The sequence below is a fragment of the Chryseobacterium sp. JV274 genome, from assembly GCF_903969135.1.
Taxonomy (GTDB): Bacteria; Bacteroidota; Bacteroidia; order Flavobacteriales; family Weeksellaceae; genus Chryseobacterium.
In genome coordinates this window covers 2,006,105-2,022,409 of the sequence record NZ_LR824569.1, presented here as the reverse complement: position 1 = coordinate 2,022,409, position 16,305 = coordinate 2,006,105, and the positions used below count along the sequence as shown (strand labels likewise).

General features: G+C 36.1%; 18 protein-coding genes and 2 tRNA genes. 7 read left to right on the top strand and 13 right to left on the bottom strand.

What is annotated here, in order from left to right; translation table 11 throughout:
* Positions 1-43: 43 nt before the first annotated feature.
* Positions 44-424, bottom strand: coding sequence for a VOC family protein (locus tag CHRYMOREF3P_RS09385; RefSeq protein ID WP_077419375.1), 381 nt, complete (start codon positions 422-424; stop codon positions 44-46).
* A 186-nt stretch (positions 425-610) separates the two neighbouring features.
* On the opposite strand from CHRYMOREF3P_RS09385, the gene CHRYMOREF3P_RS09380 reads away from it, so the two are divergent.
* Both CHRYMOREF3P_RS09380 and CHRYMOREF3P_RS09375 read left to right on the top strand, forming a co-directional pair.
* Positions 611-1,174 carry a TetR/AcrR family transcriptional regulator gene (locus CHRYMOREF3P_RS09380; RefSeq protein WP_077419174.1) on the top strand — a complete coding sequence of 188 codons (564 nt, stop codon included), beginning with the start codon at positions 611-613 and terminating at the stop codon, positions 1,172-1,174.
* Positions 1,175-1,215: 41 nt separating this feature from the next.
* Entirely contained in the window at positions 1,216-2,622 is a 1,407-nt protein-coding gene (locus CHRYMOREF3P_RS09375; protein ID WP_077419175.1) for an MFS transporter, read from the top strand.
* A 12-nt stretch (positions 2,623-2,634) separates the two neighbouring features.
* Here the strand turns inward: CHRYMOREF3P_RS09375 and CHRYMOREF3P_RS09370 are convergent, their stop codons facing one another.
* From CHRYMOREF3P_RS09370 to CHRYMOREF3P_RS09330, 9 genes are all read right to left on the bottom strand, one after another.
* Positions 2,635-3,738, bottom strand: coding sequence for a serine hydrolase domain-containing protein (locus tag CHRYMOREF3P_RS09370; RefSeq protein ID WP_180564469.1), 1,104 nt, complete (start codon positions 3,736-3,738; stop codon positions 2,635-2,637).
* A 261-nt stretch (positions 3,739-3,999) separates the two neighbouring features.
* Positions 4,000-4,731: a class I SAM-dependent methyltransferase gene (locus CHRYMOREF3P_RS09365; protein ID WP_180564468.1), complete on the bottom strand. Its 732-nt coding sequence runs from the start codon at positions 4,729-4,731 to the stop codon at positions 4,000-4,002.
* A 249-nt stretch (positions 4,732-4,980) separates the two neighbouring features.
* Positions 4,981-5,181: a YqaE/Pmp3 family membrane protein gene (locus tag CHRYMOREF3P_RS09360; RefSeq protein ID WP_077419178.1), complete on the bottom strand. Its 201-nt coding sequence runs from the start codon at positions 5,179-5,181 to the stop codon at positions 4,981-4,983.
* A gap of 27 nt (positions 5,182-5,208) precedes the next feature.
* Entirely contained in the window at positions 5,209-5,592 is a 384-nt protein-coding gene (locus CHRYMOREF3P_RS09355) for a tetratricopeptide repeat protein (protein ID WP_180564467.1), read from the bottom strand.
* 97 nt (positions 5,593-5,689) lie between these two features.
* Positions 5,690-5,762, bottom strand: a tRNA-Lys gene (locus tag CHRYMOREF3P_RS09350).
* A 4-nt stretch (positions 5,763-5,766) separates the two neighbouring features.
* A tRNA-Lys gene (locus CHRYMOREF3P_RS09345) sits at positions 5,767-5,841 on the bottom strand.
* 11 nt (positions 5,842-5,852) lie between these two features.
* Positions 5,853-7,163, bottom strand: a complete 1,311-nt coding sequence (locus CHRYMOREF3P_RS09340) for a hypothetical protein (protein ID WP_180564466.1) — start codon at positions 7,161-7,163, stop codon at positions 5,853-5,855.
* A gap of 40 nt (positions 7,164-7,203) precedes the next feature.
* Positions 7,204-7,623, bottom strand: a complete 420-nt coding sequence (locus CHRYMOREF3P_RS09335) for a DUF1801 domain-containing protein (RefSeq protein ID WP_180564465.1) — start codon at positions 7,621-7,623, stop codon at positions 7,204-7,206.
* Positions 7,624-7,770: 147 nt separating this feature from the next.
* Positions 7,771-9,807: a M3 family metallopeptidase gene (locus CHRYMOREF3P_RS09330; RefSeq protein WP_180564464.1), complete on the bottom strand. Its 2,037-nt coding sequence runs from the start codon at positions 9,805-9,807 to the stop codon at positions 7,771-7,773.
* A 197-nt stretch (positions 9,808-10,004) separates the two neighbouring features.
* Between CHRYMOREF3P_RS09330 and CHRYMOREF3P_RS09325 the strand changes: the two genes are divergently transcribed.
* On the top strand, positions 10,005-10,529 hold the full coding sequence (locus CHRYMOREF3P_RS09325) for an SRPBCC family protein (protein WP_077419183.1): 525 nt from the start codon (positions 10,005-10,007) through the stop codon (positions 10,527-10,529).
* 35 nt (positions 10,530-10,564) lie between these two features.
* Here the strand turns inward: CHRYMOREF3P_RS09325 and CHRYMOREF3P_RS09320 are convergent, their stop codons facing one another.
* On the bottom strand, positions 10,565-10,927 hold the full coding sequence (locus tag CHRYMOREF3P_RS09320; protein ID WP_077419184.1) for a DUF805 domain-containing protein: 363 nt from the start codon (positions 10,925-10,927) through the stop codon (positions 10,565-10,567).
* Between the two features lie 130 nt (positions 10,928-11,057).
* On the opposite strand from CHRYMOREF3P_RS09320, the gene CHRYMOREF3P_RS09315 reads away from it, so the two are divergent.
* From CHRYMOREF3P_RS09315 to rimM, 4 genes are all read left to right on the top strand, one after another.
* Positions 11,058-11,507 (top strand): hypothetical protein, encoded by a 450-nt coding sequence (locus tag CHRYMOREF3P_RS09315; protein ID WP_077419185.1) that lies wholly within the window; start codon positions 11,058-11,060, stop codon positions 11,505-11,507.
* A gap of 104 nt (positions 11,508-11,611) precedes the next feature.
* On the top strand, positions 11,612-12,124 hold the full coding sequence (locus CHRYMOREF3P_RS09310; RefSeq protein ID WP_077419186.1) for a nitroreductase: 513 nt from the start codon (positions 11,612-11,614) through the stop codon (positions 12,122-12,124).
* A gap of 202 nt (positions 12,125-12,326) precedes the next feature.
* Positions 12,327-12,893: a 30S ribosomal protein S16 gene (locus CHRYMOREF3P_RS09305; RefSeq protein ID WP_077419187.1), complete on the top strand. Its 567-nt coding sequence runs from the start codon at positions 12,327-12,329 to the stop codon at positions 12,891-12,893.
* 14 nt (positions 12,894-12,907) lie between these two features.
* Positions 12,908-13,450: a ribosome maturation factor RimM gene (gene rimM, locus CHRYMOREF3P_RS09300; RefSeq protein WP_047386745.1), complete on the top strand. Its 543-nt coding sequence runs from the start codon at positions 12,908-12,910 to the stop codon at positions 13,448-13,450.
* A gap of 41 nt (positions 13,451-13,491) precedes the next feature.
* Here rimM and CHRYMOREF3P_RS09295 read toward each other — a convergent pair whose 3' ends face one another.
* Together CHRYMOREF3P_RS09295 and CHRYMOREF3P_RS09290 are read right to left on the bottom strand one after the other, a co-directional pair.
* Positions 13,492-15,213, bottom strand: a complete 1,722-nt coding sequence (locus CHRYMOREF3P_RS09295) for a serine hydrolase domain-containing protein (RefSeq protein WP_232538995.1) — start codon at positions 15,211-15,213, stop codon at positions 13,492-13,494.
* A gap of 26 nt (positions 15,214-15,239) precedes the next feature.
* Positions 15,240-16,154, bottom strand: coding sequence for a helix-turn-helix domain-containing protein (locus CHRYMOREF3P_RS09290; RefSeq protein WP_077419188.1), 915 nt, complete (start codon positions 16,152-16,154; stop codon positions 15,240-15,242).
* Positions 16,155-16,305: the final 151 nt, after the last annotated feature.

Sequence of the window (16,305 nt, the reverse complement as noted above, 5' to 3'; positions counted from 1 at the left end):
CCTCAATCTTATTTAAAAAAATAATATGCAGAGAATGGTATAACTATTTTACCGTTTCATGGAGTGCAATTCTGTTTCCTTCTGTGTCTTCAAATTCTGCTACAGCAAAGCCAAACTTTTCGTCTGTTTTCTTGGGATAAAGAACAGAACCTCCATGTTGTACAGCCTTTTCCAGGGTATGGTCTATACTCTCTGTTTTAAAATAGATAATGACACCGCTTTTGGAAGGTTTGTAGACATCTCCTTTAGCCAAAGCTCCTGTAATACCACTGTTTTTTTCTTCAAAAGGAAACAAAGCCATCTCATAACGGTCAATAATTTCTTTCTCAAAATTAAAGTTAAAGACAGCAGAATAGAACTTTTCAGCACGTTCCAGATCATGCACAGGAATTTCAAAATACACAACAGGATTGGTCGATTTCATATTTTTTTCAGGGTTAGATTTCTGTGATTGACTGCACGATACAGCGATTAACAAAAGTAATAAGAAAAATGAAAACCGTGATTTCATGACAGTGAGAATTTCTTTAATCTAAAATAAAGCTTTTATATGTATCTAAAAATAGATAGACTTATCTATTTTTTGTGTAGATTTGTAAAAATTTTCACGATGAAAAAAGAAAAAGTACGCGATAGGATTATCAGGGTTGCTTCAGATTTATTTTATAAACAAGGGTACAATTCTACAGGAATCAACCAGATTATTGCTGAAGCTGACATTGCTATCGGCTCACTGTATAATCACTTTTCATCTAAAAATGATCTTCTTCAGGCATATCTCATCAAAGAAGAATTAAGCTGGTTTGAAGGATTTGAAAACAGTACATCCAAAATCTCGGAGCCCAAAGAAAAACTTCTGGCACTCATTGACTATAGGAAGAAACTGCAGCAGACCTCTAAGTTTGCAGGATGTCATTTTATAAAAATAGTTTCTGAAATAGGGGAAGGAAACCCTTCTGTCTCGGGTTTTGCCAAACAACATAAAGAAAAACAGAAAGATCTGATAAAAGCACTCGTAACAGAATATGGAGCCCAGGGACAACTTAGTGATATCGATTTAACAGCAGAAAATATTTTCCTGTTAATAGAAGGAGCGGTCGTAACATCTACAATCAGCAAACAAAATGATTCTTTTGATCAGGTGAAAAAAATTGTTCAGGGTTTACTACCCTAATTTTTTTTTAAATATTAAAAAATAGATATATCTATATAAAAATGAAACATAAATATTTGAAATTATTGGTGATACTCTTTGGTCAGTTGTTGACGATCATGGATATTTTTATTATTAATGTGTCTATACCTTCAGTACAGCGTGACCTTCATGCTTCCAACGGAGAAATGCAGTTTATGATTGCGGCTTACCTTATCGGATTTGCTTCTTTTCTGATTACAGGAGGCCGATTGGGTGACCTATACGGAAGAAAAAAGATCTATATCATTGGATTAATAGCTTTTATGGTGAGTTCTATTGCTTGCGGAATTTCTATAGGAGCAGAACAACTGGTCATTTCGAGATTTGTACAAGGGATAAGTGCAGCAATGATGGCTCCTCAGGTCCTTTCGATGATTCAGATTTTATTTCCTGTTCACCATGAACGTACAAAAGCGATGGGATGGTACGGGATTACTATTGGAATAGGAACCATTCTAGGTCAGTTTCTCGGGGGATACTTTTCATCTCTTACAATCATGGAAGAACCCTGGAGACTTATTTTTCTGATGAATATTCCTATATGTCTTCCGGCGGTTTTCATGAGTCTGAAATTATTGAATGAATCTAAAATTTCAGTAAAGCAATTTCTCAATATGGGTGGAGTTGCAATACTTTCTGTAGGATTGTTCTGTGCTGCTTATGCCCTGACAATGTCTGAGCATGAAGGATTTCATTTTAAAAACGCTTTGTTGATGGTTATTTCAGCCGGAATTATTTTTGGTTTTATAAAAAATCAAAAGAAGAGAATACAAAACGAACGCTCTTATCTGATTGATTTTGAATTGTTCCGTTATAAAAATTTCAATCTGGGTATTGTGGCAGTTTCCTTCTTTTTCATTATGTTGGATTCCTATTTTTATATTCTGTCGCTTTTTTTTCAGGATGGATTAAAGATCAGTCCGTTAGAAGCCGGAGAAATTATTGTTTTTCAAGGGCTTGGATTTATACTCGCATCCGCTGTTTCTGTAAAATTGATTTTGAGATATGGAAAAAAAGCCCTGATTGCAGGGCTCAGTTTTATTATTGTTATTCTTATTCTTCAGCTGTTTTTATTCAGAATACAGATCGGTTTTCCTGTTTTATGGCTGCTGTTATTTTTACATGGGCTGGGAGTAGGGTCAATCATTCCTTCGCTGGCCAATATTGCCTTGTCAGGAATGCCTGAAAAACTGATTGGAAATGCATCTGGGGTTTATAACACCTTCCAGCAGATTGCTGCCATCATTGGAATTGTTGCTGTAGGAAGTATTTTCTATTATTTTCTGGGAACAAAACCCGCAGTACAAAATTATCACAATGCATTCACAATTGCCGTACTGATCAATATTCTCTGTCTGATTTTTGTGATTGTTTCTGTTTTTAGAGTTCCCAATCATGTTCTCCCTGAAATGAGGTGTAAAAAATAACCAGGACTCCTTTTATGGCTTTTTTGATGAGGTTTTTATTTTGCTCAATGTTGCCTTCGCAATATTTCTGGTAACCTCAGTCGGGGAGTGGCAGTCGCAGTTGCTGAATCCTATCACATAAATATCTTCACCGGGAATATAAATACCCATGCTTTTAAATCCAAATACACTTCCACCATGTTCCCGGTCAGGAGTTCCATTGATATCTTTCAGATGCCATCCATATCCGTAGGTAAATTCTTCACCATTGTTCAGTTTATATTTCTGAAACGCTTTTTGGGTTTCTGCTGGATTCAGCAGCGTATTCTTAAGTAAAGCCTGCTGCCATTTCAGCATATCATCTACAGTAGACATCAATGAGCCGGAAGAAAAAGGAACACTGAAACTGATGACCGTTTTATTTACAAATCCCTGTTCTTTTTTGTGATACCCATAAGCTCTTTGAGGGATCACTTTTCTGTCCGAAGCATAGTAAGAATGAGACATTCCTGCTTTATCGAAAATATTTTTCTTAATGAAATCTTCATAAGAAGTTCCGGAAACCAGTTCAATAATATGGCCTAAAACTACGTATCCGGAATTGTTGTAATCAAACTTTTCTCCGGGAGCAAAATCTACAGTTTCATTCTTGAAAAAATTGACCATTTCTTCAGGTTTCGTCTCTTTTTGGGCAATAGAAGAAATTGATTTCATTTTGGTGAAATCTTTAATTCCTGATGTGTGGGTCAGAAGATGATGAATGGTAATTTTGTCTCCATTAGGATAATCTTTAAGGTATTTGGAAACAGGATCGTTGATCGTAAGTTTGCCTTGTTGTTCCAGCATCAGAATAACCACAGCGGTAAACTGTTTAGTCATAGATCCGATCTGGAAAACATTCTCCGGAGTCATATTGACGTTGAGTTCAAGGTTGGCTTTTCCAAATGCTTTCCGGTAGAGATTCTTTCCGTTTTGAGTAATCAGGAAAACACCGCCAGGCTCATTTCCATTCCCAAATTCTGTCTGGATAATACTGTCAATTTTCTTTTCATATCCTTTTGTATGGATTTGGGCATCAGCTGCATTACTGACAAACAGAAGCAATATCAAAAAGGAAATTAGTTTTTTAATAATCATATTTTTATACTTTGTTATGCAAAGATATAATTATTTATTATTACTATGTTATACAATATAGCAATTTGTTTTTTCATTTTTAAAATTGATTTCATCTAAAAACAGTTAACGATCTTCAGACTTAAGATTATAAAAAAGTTGATGATTCAGGCGAGATTTTGTTTTTTTGCCGTCTTTGTCTATACATTTTAATCACTTACGAATCTTTCGAAAATCAGGTGATTCCATGCAGGGAAAATTATCCGTCTGCCAGTTTAAAAGCTATTTTTCAACAGAGATTAACAACATCATCGGTCTGCGGAGTTCTTCTTTTATCTCCGGGATTTCTTTCAACATCTCCTGACCTGGTTCCGGTTCAATAACTTCTTTGATTTTGAAGCCGTGTTTTAATAGTGTATTTAAATAAGAAGTTAAAGTACGATGGTATTTGATCACATTTTCTCCTAAAAAAGTAGTGTTTCTTTTTCCTTCTAAAAAATAACGGTCTACAGGCCAACAGGTTTTTTCGCCGTTTTTATCATACACCCAGTCCTGGCCGCCTTCAGCAGTGAAAACAGGGTGCTCCACTGAAAAGACAAAAGATCCCCCGGGACTCAACCAATTGTAAATATGCTGAGCAATAGTATCAAATGATTCTACATAATGTAATGTGAGTGAACTCAATATGATATCAAATTTTTCAGCGGGATAATCAACATCTTCCAGAGCTTTTCTTTCATATTGAATTCCTTCCAGATTATTGATTTCCTGAGCTTTGGCCAGCATTCTTTCCGAAAGATCAATTCCGATCACAGATTCTGCACCATTTTCCATTGCATACCGGCAGTGCCATCCAAAACCGCAGCCAAGGTCAAGAATATTCTTTCCCTGAAAATCAGGCAGCATCTTTTTTAAGGTGTGCCATTCTCCGGCTCCTTCCAATCCTATCTGTGATCGGAGCATTTTTTCGTACTGGTCAAAAAATGATGGATTGTCGTATTTATTTTCTTTCATAGCTTCAAAAAATGAGGTTCTTTAATTAAAATCATTTTAACTTTTTTATTATCCATGTCAAGGTTCAAAACCTTGATATGGAATATTGCTGTTCTTTTTGATGTTAAACTAATACGTTTCAGACTTTGAAAATATTTCAGTCAAAGGAATTTTAGTTCCAGTAATTTCTCCGGTGAGAATAGGGCCTATGTAAATTTACGACAATTATATCAGAATCTTAATGTATTGTCTGTATTGGGAATTGAAAAGTTACTTTTGATTTTTGCGAAACGCTTTAATCAGTTTGTCATTGCGTTTATCCGCTCTTTCATTGTTTAAAGAAAGAACAGCCCAAATGGCGGCAGGAAGCCATCCGATCAGCGTAATCTGTAAAATCAGACAGATAATTCCGGTGAGAACTTTTCCACGGATAATGAAGGATAAGAAAGGAAGTAATATGGCTAGTAACATAGTTTTAAATTTTAATTGAACATACTTTTAACGGGATTGAGGATCAAAATACGCTTTAAAAGTAAGCGGATCCTCAATTTTATCTTCAGCTTCTTCAAGATATTCCAAATATTCTTCCTGATGCTTTTCCATATAAACGAGTACAATAGCCAGGTTTACAAATAGGTTTTTGTCTTTAGAACCTAATTCTAAAGCCGTCTTTAAATACTCCAGCGCTTTTTCATTTTCTCCCATATCGGAATACACAGCACCAATATCAATTAAAGCCGGTGTGTTTTCAGGTTCAATCAGTAAAATTTCATCCAGTTCTTTGATCAGCAGGTCATTTAAAGTATCCCAATGGTCTTCATTTTCCCATCTTTTAGCCTGAAGTTTTTTTACGTTTTCTAATCTTTGGGGTATAGTACTCATTATTTAAAATTACAGAATGGATGTTTGCTTATGCTGTACAAATTTAGCTTCTTAGAACAGAAAGTTTCGTATTCCTGTTCATTATTGTATTAATTCGGTCTGATAACAGGGCTCGAACCTGTGTCCTCCCGGTCCAAGAGCCGGGTGCTCTGCCACTGAGCTATATCAGATATCAGGATAGGTGCAGGGCTCGAACCTGCGTCAACCCGGGTGAAGAGCCAGGTGCTCTGCCACTGAGCTAACCTATCCTTTTATTTTTCTCATATTTTTCCTGAAAAATATTTATTCTGTCTTAAAACTTTCGCAAGAAACGGATTTGAAACCATCACCCCATGCACCAGTTCAGGGGTAGGTCTGAATGGGCTTACTCCATGAATTCTCGGAGCAATCCATCCTGATTTTTCAGGATCTATGCCAGCCTCCTTACAGGCATTGACAATAATTTCCTTATTGCAGAAAACTCTTTCCTGAAAAACCTCCCATGGCAAAGGTACATTATTCCAGACTTCTGTATTGGGATCGATCTTGCCGCCAGTAGATAAATGCCATGCGATCACATCGGCTGCCATCAGGCGCATTACTTTTCCAAAACAAAGATCTTCAAGAATAGAATCCAGCCCTAAAGCATAAATCAGGTTCATCCAATTATCTCTGGCTTTATTCCAGGCTCCGGCTGTATTATTCCAGGTGGTGGAATCATTTCCTTTTTTGACAGCCATGGTTTTCCTGTAAATATCATTTTCATACCAAAGCATCTCCAGAAATCCTGAAATTTCTTCGAGAATAACGGTCCATTTTCCTAATAAATTTCCTTTCTGTTCGTCTGTCAGATGCTGTAAAACTTCCCGGGAAGAGTAGATATAGGAAATAACTGACCAATTTGTTCCTTCCGAATTTTGTTTGCATCGGTTGAAAAGCATGTCGCATATCCCATCAAAAGGTCTGTCCTGGCTTTGATTGGTAAAGGTGCTTCTCAGATTGCTGCGTGCATTAAAATAAGCGATAAAGCAGGCTGTATTCAGATCAGCAGAGAAATCTTCAAAACTGATCGTATGGGAAAGTCCGTGTTTGGAAATTTTCTGAAATTCAATCTTTTTTGATTCGTGAATAAATTTCTGAAGCCTGATTTCAATCCTTTTCAGAAGCCTCCATTTTTTATTATAATTCCGTTTGGAAATATCCATTCCGGCGAGCTTTCTCAAATCTTTATTAAGACGGTCTTTTCTGAAATCATTTTGTCCAACATCTTTATGAATAAGGGAAGAAACTTCTTTCAGAAAAGCTTCAATTTCATCCACATTATTATATCCCGAGTTTTCTTTTTCACTGATTTTAAAAATTTCAACTGCTTTTTTGATTTGTTTTCCTGCACCGATGGCAACTCCAAAAGTTTCAAGCATTGAGGTGTACCCATAGAAACTGTTTTTCAGGGAATGGTTGGCTGCTTTACTTAAAATAGCATGTTCATGAATTTTAAAGTCGCTTTTTATTATATCAACAATCATTTCCGCAACATCTTCAGGACGTTTGCGTTCATCTAAAGTTTTATAAAGCTGTTGGATTGTTGTCATAAAGACAAATTTATAAGATATTTTTATGTAAAGGATCTACTTATGCTTTAATCCCATCCAGTATGGCTGCTTTCAGGATTTCAACGTTGATATCTTTCAAGGATTTGAACTTAATGCAATATCCGGTTACACTGGCTTTACCTATTTTATCTCCATAGGTGGCAGACAGATAGGTTTTATCATCAATGTTGAGAACATAAATAGAAATTCCCGTGGTGTTGGCACTCATTCCAATCTGATAGAAATCTCTGGTGTTTCCGTCGGTATACTGTATGGTATAGAATCCATAGCCGATATTGGGATTGGAAACTGTTTTATTTTCACTGTTTTTACCATCCAGAAACCACAGCTGGCATGCCGGCATAAGCTCTAGAATGATGTGATGAAGTTCCTGCATATCATTTCGTTTCTTCTCAGGCTGGCTGTTGATATAGTCTTTGATTTGTTCTTCGATGGTCATGTGAAATCAGGAATTTGGTTTGAGTATATTGAGCGACTAATTTACAAAATTTCATAAAGCACAATACACGTAACGATGAAACAAAAAAGAACAGCAATTGCTGTCCTTTTTATATTTATTTTTTCTGTCACAATCTGAATGTATATCCTATCCAAATGCTCTTTTCAATAAACTCTCTACTTTCGGCTCACTGCCTCTGAAGCTTTTATACAATTCCATTGGATCTTTTGTTCCCCCTGAAGAAAGCAGTACTTTATATTTGGCAGCAATCTCAGGATTGAAGATTCCGTTTTCTTTGAAATACTGGAAAGCATCCGCATCCAGAACTTCAGCCCATTTATATGAATAATACCCGGCAGAATATCCGCCCTGGAAAATATGGGAGAAACTTGGGCTCATTGCCGTTTCGGAATTGGAAGGATAAAGAGTTGTTGCTTTGGTATACTTATCTTCAAACTCCTTTACACTTTCATTTTTTAATTCTTCAACTTTTGTATGGTAGTTCATATCCAGAAGTCCGAAACCTAGCTGTCTTAAGGTTTGATAACCTTCCATGAAGTTTTTAGACTGTTCTATCTTTTCAATTTTCTCGTCAGGAAGTACTTCCCCGGTTTTATAATGTTTGGCGAATGTTTTTAAGAACTCTGGTTCATAACAGAAGTTTTCCAGAAACTGAGATGGAAGTTCCACAAAATCCCATTTTACAGAAGTTCCTGACAACGTAGGATATTGGGTATCTGCCATCATTCCGTGAAGAGCATGCCCGAATTCATGGAACAAAGTAGTCACTTCCTGGAATGTCAATAAGCTCGGTGTATCTTTTGTTGGTTTGCTGAAGTTACAAACAATTGAAATATGTGGACGGGAATTTTCACCGTTTTGTTTATACTGATTTTTGTAGCTGGTCATCCATGCACCGGCTCTTTTCCCTTTTCTTGGGAAATAATCAACGTATAATAATGCCTTGTAGCTGTCAGCCTGAGCGGAGCCGAAGGCTTCTTTTACTTCATATACTTTTACATCTTCGTGGTATTTCGGAATATCATTTCTTTCCTCAAAAGTCAATCCAAAAAGTTTTCCAGCCAGTCCGAATACAGCTTCCTGTACCTGATTGAGCGGGAAGTAAGGTTTTAATTCCTCATCATTCAGATCAAATTTCTCTTTACGAAGTTTTTCAGCATAGAATGCGTGATCATAGCCTTGCATTTCTTCAATTCCATCAGCTTTTGCTAAAGCTTTTAATTCTTCAATTTCCTTATCAGCATATGGTTTTGCCTTGGCTAAAAGCTCATTTAGAAAATCCAGAACTTTTACCGGAGACTTCGCCATTCTTTCTTCAAGAACAAAATCTGCATAGTTTTTATATCCAATAAGTTCAGCTTTCTGCTGTTTTAGAGTAAGCAGCTCTTTGATCAGATTCTGATTGTCAAACTCTCCGCCGTCAAAAGATTTTTTACCGTTTGCTAATGCCAGTTCCTTTCTCAGTTCGCGGTTTTCAGCATACGTCATGAATGGAATATAGCTTGGATATTGTAACGTTACTACCCAGCCTTCCAGGTTTCTTTCCTTAGCTTCCTCTGCATATTGATTAATGATAGCTTCAGGAATGCCCGCAAGATCTTCTTTGTTGGTGATATGTTTGAAATAAGCATTCGTAGAAGCCAAAACATTCTGTCCGAACTGTAAAGATTTTAAAGAAAGATCCATGCTGATTTTCTTTAATGTTTCTTTGTCTTCCTCATTCAATAAAGCTCCGCTTCTTACAAAACCTTTGTAGGTCTCATTTAAAAGCATTTCCTGCTCTTCATTAAGATTATACTTGTCCTTTTCATCATATACTTTTTTGATTTTGTTGAAAAGGGCTTCGTTTTGAGATATTTTTGAAGAATATTCCGTTAAGATCGGAGAAACCTCCTGAGCGATTTGCTGAATTTCATCGCTGGTTTCTGCAGAATTTAAGTTGAAAAAAATATTTGAAACCACATCCAACTGCTCTCCGGAATAGGCCAGTGCTTCGATTACATTTTCGAAAGTAGGTGCTTCAGGATTGTTGACAATAGTATCAATTTCTGCTTCGGATTTTTGTATCAGTTCTTTAAATGCCGGAAGATAATCTTCATTTTTAATGTCACTGAATGGTGCCGAATGGTATGGGGTAGTAAATTTTTCTGTTAAAATATTCATTTTTTGATCTTTATATAAGGTAAATGTAATGATTCATCAGGAATCACAGCTGAAATGCTCAAAAATAATGCCTTACTCACAAGTTATGACAAAAATACTTATCTTTAAATAATCTTGTCATATGGAAAGTGGGAGTGATGTGGGAATATTTAATTTTGAGAACAGATTTAAAATAAATAACCTTAAATATATAGACTATGAAAACACTCTTAAAAATCATCGGAGCCATCATCGTGCTGATTATTATCTATGCTGTAATTGCTATGCTGGCTTTCAGTAAAGATTACCATTATGAAAAATCTATTGTCATCAATGCACCAAAAGATAAAGTATGGCAGCATACAAACTCTTTAAAAGCATACAATACATGGGATCCTTTTTCTAAAGAAATAAAAAATTTCTCTGTTACCTACTCAGGGGCAGGAGACCAGATAGGCGACTCCTATCACTGGACAGGGGATGACAGCGAAGGTGAGCAATCCATTACTGAAATTACACCTAATGAAAAGCTAGGTACCCAGCTTCATTTCATAAAACCTTTTGAAGGTATGGCTAAAAGTAATATTGTACTGACTCCTGAAGGAAGCGGAACAAAAGTAACCTGGATGATTGATAATGAACTGAACACCATGATGAAGATCATGAAGCCTATGATGGACAGTAACATGGATAAAATGTTTGGCCAAGGTCTTGGTGATCTGAAGAAACTTGCTGAAAAATAAAACGAAAGCCTTGTAAATTTTACAAGGCTTTTTTATTACAATTCTTTCTTACCAATCTCGTTGATCGAGTTATAGTTTCCTTCACCCTTAGGATTAGGTCCGTATTCATTGGGTCCGTGGTCACTGTCTGCAAATAACATCCATAAACCATACAAAGGAATTAGTTGAAACCAACCTGAATTTCCTCTGTCATGACATCTTTTTGCTCCCTGTGCAATAAGAAACCAAAGAAATGGAATTAATAAAAGGAAGAAAACTATAGTAACACCCCCGGATGGCTGTTCATTAGTCTGAAAATAAAAATTGAAAGGAACAGAAAACACAAGATATATAAGATATGATAATCCATATTCTGTTCTTCTGATTCTCCCATCAAATGAAAATGGTGCTTTAAACATGGTTGTAGTTTTAAAGAGGCAAAGCTAAAAAATATTTTTAAAAAGGATGAACTATTTTGCAATCGTTTTTTTATGTTAAGTCAAAGAAATATTATTCAAAAATATTATCTTTATATAAAGAATCGATTGTATGGAGAAGATTGTATTTGAAAAAAATCATATCAGAGACTTTGTAAAAACTACTATCGCAGAGAAAATTGAAAAGCTTAAAAACTTTATCGAATTTACCCTGGAGGCCAGCCGTGACATCAAAAAAACTCCAAAATATGACAGCATGAGAGAAGAGATGCAGGAGGAGATTTATCAGATGCAGCGACAGCTGGGGGCTTTGAATGATCTTAAAAGAAATATGGCAAAAGTCCTGAATACCTCTACGGAAAGAGTACAGCTTGGCTCACTTGTGATCACCAACAAGGCCCGGTTTTATATATCAGTGTCTTTAGGAGAGTTTTTTTTTGAAGGAGACCGGTTTTATGCCATCTCTCCTGAAAGTCCTATGGCCAAAAAAATGATGGGCATGAAATCAGGCGATGAGTTTACTTTAAATAAAATCCATCAGAAGATTATAGAGGTTTTGTAAAAGTAAAAAGTAATTTTGATAAGCTTCCAGCATCTATCACCCGGCCAAACATTAAACTTCCTTCATCCCGCTTCCTGCTTCTATCTTTTTTGTAATTTTGTTACATGAATAAAGCATCCATTTTAAAAGAAATCATAGAGCAAAGAAGAAGTATTTTCCCAAAAGATTATGCTGATACCGAAATATCTCAGGAAGTCATTGATGAAATTTTACATTCGGCAACACTGGCTCCGAATCATAAAAGAACAAAGCCTTGGCGTTTCAAGATCTTCAAAGGGGAAGAAAAAGCAAAACTGGCTTCAGAAATGCAGGCTATCTATAAAGCTACACAATCCGAACAGACTTTTTTGGAGAAGAAATACCAGGATATTGGTTTTAAAATCAATAAATCTGACGCCGTAGTTTCCATTGTTGTCAATTTCAGCGGAATGGTTCCGGAATGGGAAGAAATAGCTGCTGTTTCAATGGCGGTTCAGAACATGTATCTTACCTGCACCGCGAATAATATCGGATGCTATTGGAGTTCTCCCAAAATTGTAGAAGAGTTGAAGGATGCTCTTACTATTGAAGAAAACCAGAAGTGTCTGGGACTTTTCTATATGGGAGGTTTGTCTTAAAATAGCCCTGATCGAGCGGCCTGTCTAAGCTCTTTTTCTTTGTAAAAGAAAAAAGCGAGTAGTGAGAGCAGGTTTCCGCTTTTGGAAAAAATAATTTGAATTTATAAAACTTTTTACCTGGAGCTTTTTACTTCAAACTTTTTTACTATCTTTGCACTCTTAAATATTTAACTGGGACGAGTTCCCGTAAAATTCAAACATTATGTCAGTAAAAATCAGATTACAAAGACACGGTAAAAAAGGAAAACCTTTTTTCCACATCGTGGTTGCAGATTCTAGAGCTAGAAGAGATGGTAGATTCATCGAAAAACTAGGAACTTACAACCCAATTACTAACCCGGCAACTATCGAATTGAACGTTGATTCTGCTGTACAGTGGTTAAACAACGGTGCTCAGCCTACTGATACTGCTAGAGCTATCCTATCTTACAAAGGTGCTCTTTACAAAAAACACTTACAAGGTGGTGTAGCTAAAGGTGCTTTTGACGAAGCTGAAGCTGAAAAAAGATTCAATGCTTGGGTAGAGGCTAAAGATTCTAAAGTACAAGGTAAAGTAGAAGGTTTAGCAACTGCTAAAGCTGATGCTAAGAAAGCTGCTTTAGATGCTGAAGTAAAAGTAAACGAAGCTAGAGTTGCTGCTGCTGCACAAGCTGATGCTGATGCTAAAGCTGCTGAAGAGGCTGCAAACGCACCTGCTGAAGAAGTTGTTGCTGAGGCTACAGAAGGAGAAGCTCCTGCTGCTGAAACTGAAGAAAACACTGAAGCTTAAGACCAAATCCTGTTATGCGTAAAGAAGATTGCTATTTTTTAGGTAAAATCACACGCAGACATGGACTTGCGGGTAACGTAATCCTTAAATTGGATACCGATCAACCCGAGCTTTACAATAAATTGGAATCAATATTCGTTGAAATCAACGGATTATTGGTTCCATTTTTTATTGAAAGATCATCATGGAGCAAATCTGATGCTCTGAATCTTGCATTCAAAAATTCTTCTGAGGCTATGATTGACCAGGTTTTGGGTAAAAATGTTTACCTTCCGCTTGCTTCACTGCCTAAACTTTCGGGAAAACAATTCTATTACCACGAGATCATCGGGTATGAAATTTTTGATCAAAATGATAATAACTGTGGAGTGATCAGATCTGTAAACGATCAGACGGCTCAGGTGTATTTCATTACCAATCTGGATGGAAAAGAAGTGGTTATTCCTATGATCAAAGACTGGATTCTTGAAGTTGACAGAGAAGAAAGAATCATAAAAATGGAACTTCCTGAAGGTCTTATTGATGTTTTTCTGGTTCCATCTAAGAAAGACGAATAAGCTTTTCTTCCTCCCTTTATATTACTCATTACTCATTTTCATTACTCATTTTTACTATCCATCATCAAGGCGGGTAAAAGATATTCCTGTACCATTTTTTCCACTTGTGAGTGAGCATAGGGCTTATTGTAAGCTTGTGCGGTAATCACCATTACAACTGGTATCCTGGTGAAGATGATGATTTTGTTTCCACCATTTCCGCTGGATTGGAAAGCTTCATAACTGCTGTTTCCCACAGTATAAACTTTTCTCCAGAATAAATACCCATAGCCTTCAAAATCCTGATGATCGGAAAAATAATTGGTAAAAGATTTCTTAACCCAGTCTTTACTCAAAATAGTTTTACCCTCCCAAACTCCATTGTTGCTGTACAGCTGCCCGAATTTTGCGAAATCAAGTGCTTTCATACGCAGTCCTCCTGCCAGAGAAGGTTTTTGCTGTGGAGTAAACTGCCACTTATAATTGGTGATTCCAAGCGGTTGAAATAACTTTTTATCCGCATAGTTTTTTAAGCCCTGCGGAACTGTTTTATCCAAAATATCTCCGGTTATCACAACGCCAGCTGTGAAGTAACTCCAGTTTTTTCCTGTTACATTCTCTGTCATGGGCAGATTCAATGTGAAATTCACCCAATTTTCGGTAGGATACATGTTTTCTTCATTTCCGGCAGATTCAGAATTTTCATCGTTTCCTTCAAATCCGGAACTCATTGTCAATAAACTTTTTATAGTAACATTCTCTTTTTGGGAAGAATGATTTTTAAATTGTCTCAGGTCATAAAATTCTTTCAGGTTTTGATTTTCGCTTTTTAAATATCCCTCCTTGATTGCAATTCCCATTAATGCTGAAGAAAACGATTTTCCTACAGAACGGGTATCCTGCAGAGAATCTCTTCCGGATCCGTTGAAATATTCTTCAAGAAGCAATTTTCCGTCTTTTACAACGACAATTCCGGTTATATTTTTAAACCTGTTTTCTGCAATTTTCTTATTCAGATTTCTGATAGTTTCCGTATTGATCTTTGCCTGAGAAACCTTCCATTCACTGCTGGGTTGGATGGACTGAACAGCGATCTGCTTTTCAGAAATATTTTGGGAAGGAATACTGAGATTAATCTGACCTTCTGCTATAACAGGTCCTGTCTTGATTGTAGAAGTATTGAGATACGGACGCATTTCAATCTTTAAAATATGATTTCCTTCCGTGAGAGCATCAATTCCGTTGTGTGCCATATAGAAGCGCATCCATAGATATCTTCCCCACGAATCTTCGTTTTTACTGCTGAGAAGAGGAATTCTCAATGTGGTTTTGGCTTTTTTATTTTCTGCTGTACCTGCACCCGTATTGAGATTTTCTTTATAGATCAGTTTTCCGTCTGCATAAAATGAGAATTGATAATTTCCGTTTTTCAATAGTTCATCAACAGTCCAATTGGGTTCAAGCTGATGAAGGTAGTTGACAAGAGAATTGTCAAAAAAAGCATGAATTCCAAGATCTCCGTTTTCCTGAAACACAGAAGAAGTGAGAAAGTCCGAATCTTTTAAGTTTTCAAGGGCAACGGCTTTGTTAAGGAAAACAATTTTTCCGGTATATTTTTTTTGAATTGGATTTTCAATTTTTTCAGGATTAATTATATTTTTATTTTGTCCCTGATAAATATAAAATGTGAAAATAAAGATCAATAGTAGAACTGGTTTCATTGCAGGAAGTATTTCAACAAAAGTAGCAAACTTCTTAATGGTAAAATAGAATGAAATTAACATTGCTATTTTATTATTTGCCGTGTATTCTAATTGAAAAGCTTTCTAAATTCTCCCGGAGACTGATTCGTCTTTTGTTTAAAGAGCTTACTGAAAGACTGTGGGTGTTCAAATCCCAGTTCATAAGCAATTTCACTTACTGATAAACTTGTGGTACTCAAACGTTCTTTGGCAGAATCAATCAGCTTATTCTGAATGTGCTGCTGGGTGTTTTGCTGCGTGTGAAGTCGTAGAAGTGTTCCCAGATAATTGGGCGAAATATTCATTTGTTCGGCAATGGTTTTTACCGATGGAATTCCGGTTTCAAGAAGATTTCCACTTTCGAAATATTGGGAAAGAATATCTTCAAACTTGTATAATAATTCGTGGCTTGATTTTTTTCTGGTGAAAAATTGACGTTCATAAAAACGGTCAGAGTAAACCAGTAATAATTCAATTTGGGCAATGATCAGTTCCTGCGTAAATCTATCTGTATTGGACTGATATTCCCGTTCAATATTTTTAAAAATATCAACAAGGATTTTCTCTTCTTTATCAGAAAGGAAAAGAGCTTCTTTTACCTGATAACTGAAAAAATCATAAGACTTTATTTTCTTGGTTAATGAAGTGTTCCACAGAAAATCGGGATGAATCAGCAATAGAAATCCGGTAGGCTCTACTTCAATATCCTGTCTTATTTCCAGACTTAAAAACTGTTGTGGAGAAACAAAACATAATACGCCCGAATCAAAATCATATTGCTGCTGCCCGTAATTGAATTTTGGAGTAACATTTTTCTTCAAACCAATCGAATAAAAATTCTGAATCCATTTCAATTCGTCATTATCCACAACATAGCGGACTTTACTGTAATCTATCACACTGATCAGCGGATGCTCAGGATTGGGAAGACTGCAGAAGGCATGAAAATCTGAAATGGAATTAAAACGAACAGGCTGTTTCATAATAGCGAAGTTAGTTGTTTTTTGAAAAAAATATAACGTATTGATTCAAATGTCTTCGACTCCGGTCAGGATGATTTCTAAAGTTTTATATTTAATTCATCCGATTAAATTAAAATAGTAAGTATTAGGAATGTCATCCTGAGCGGAGTCG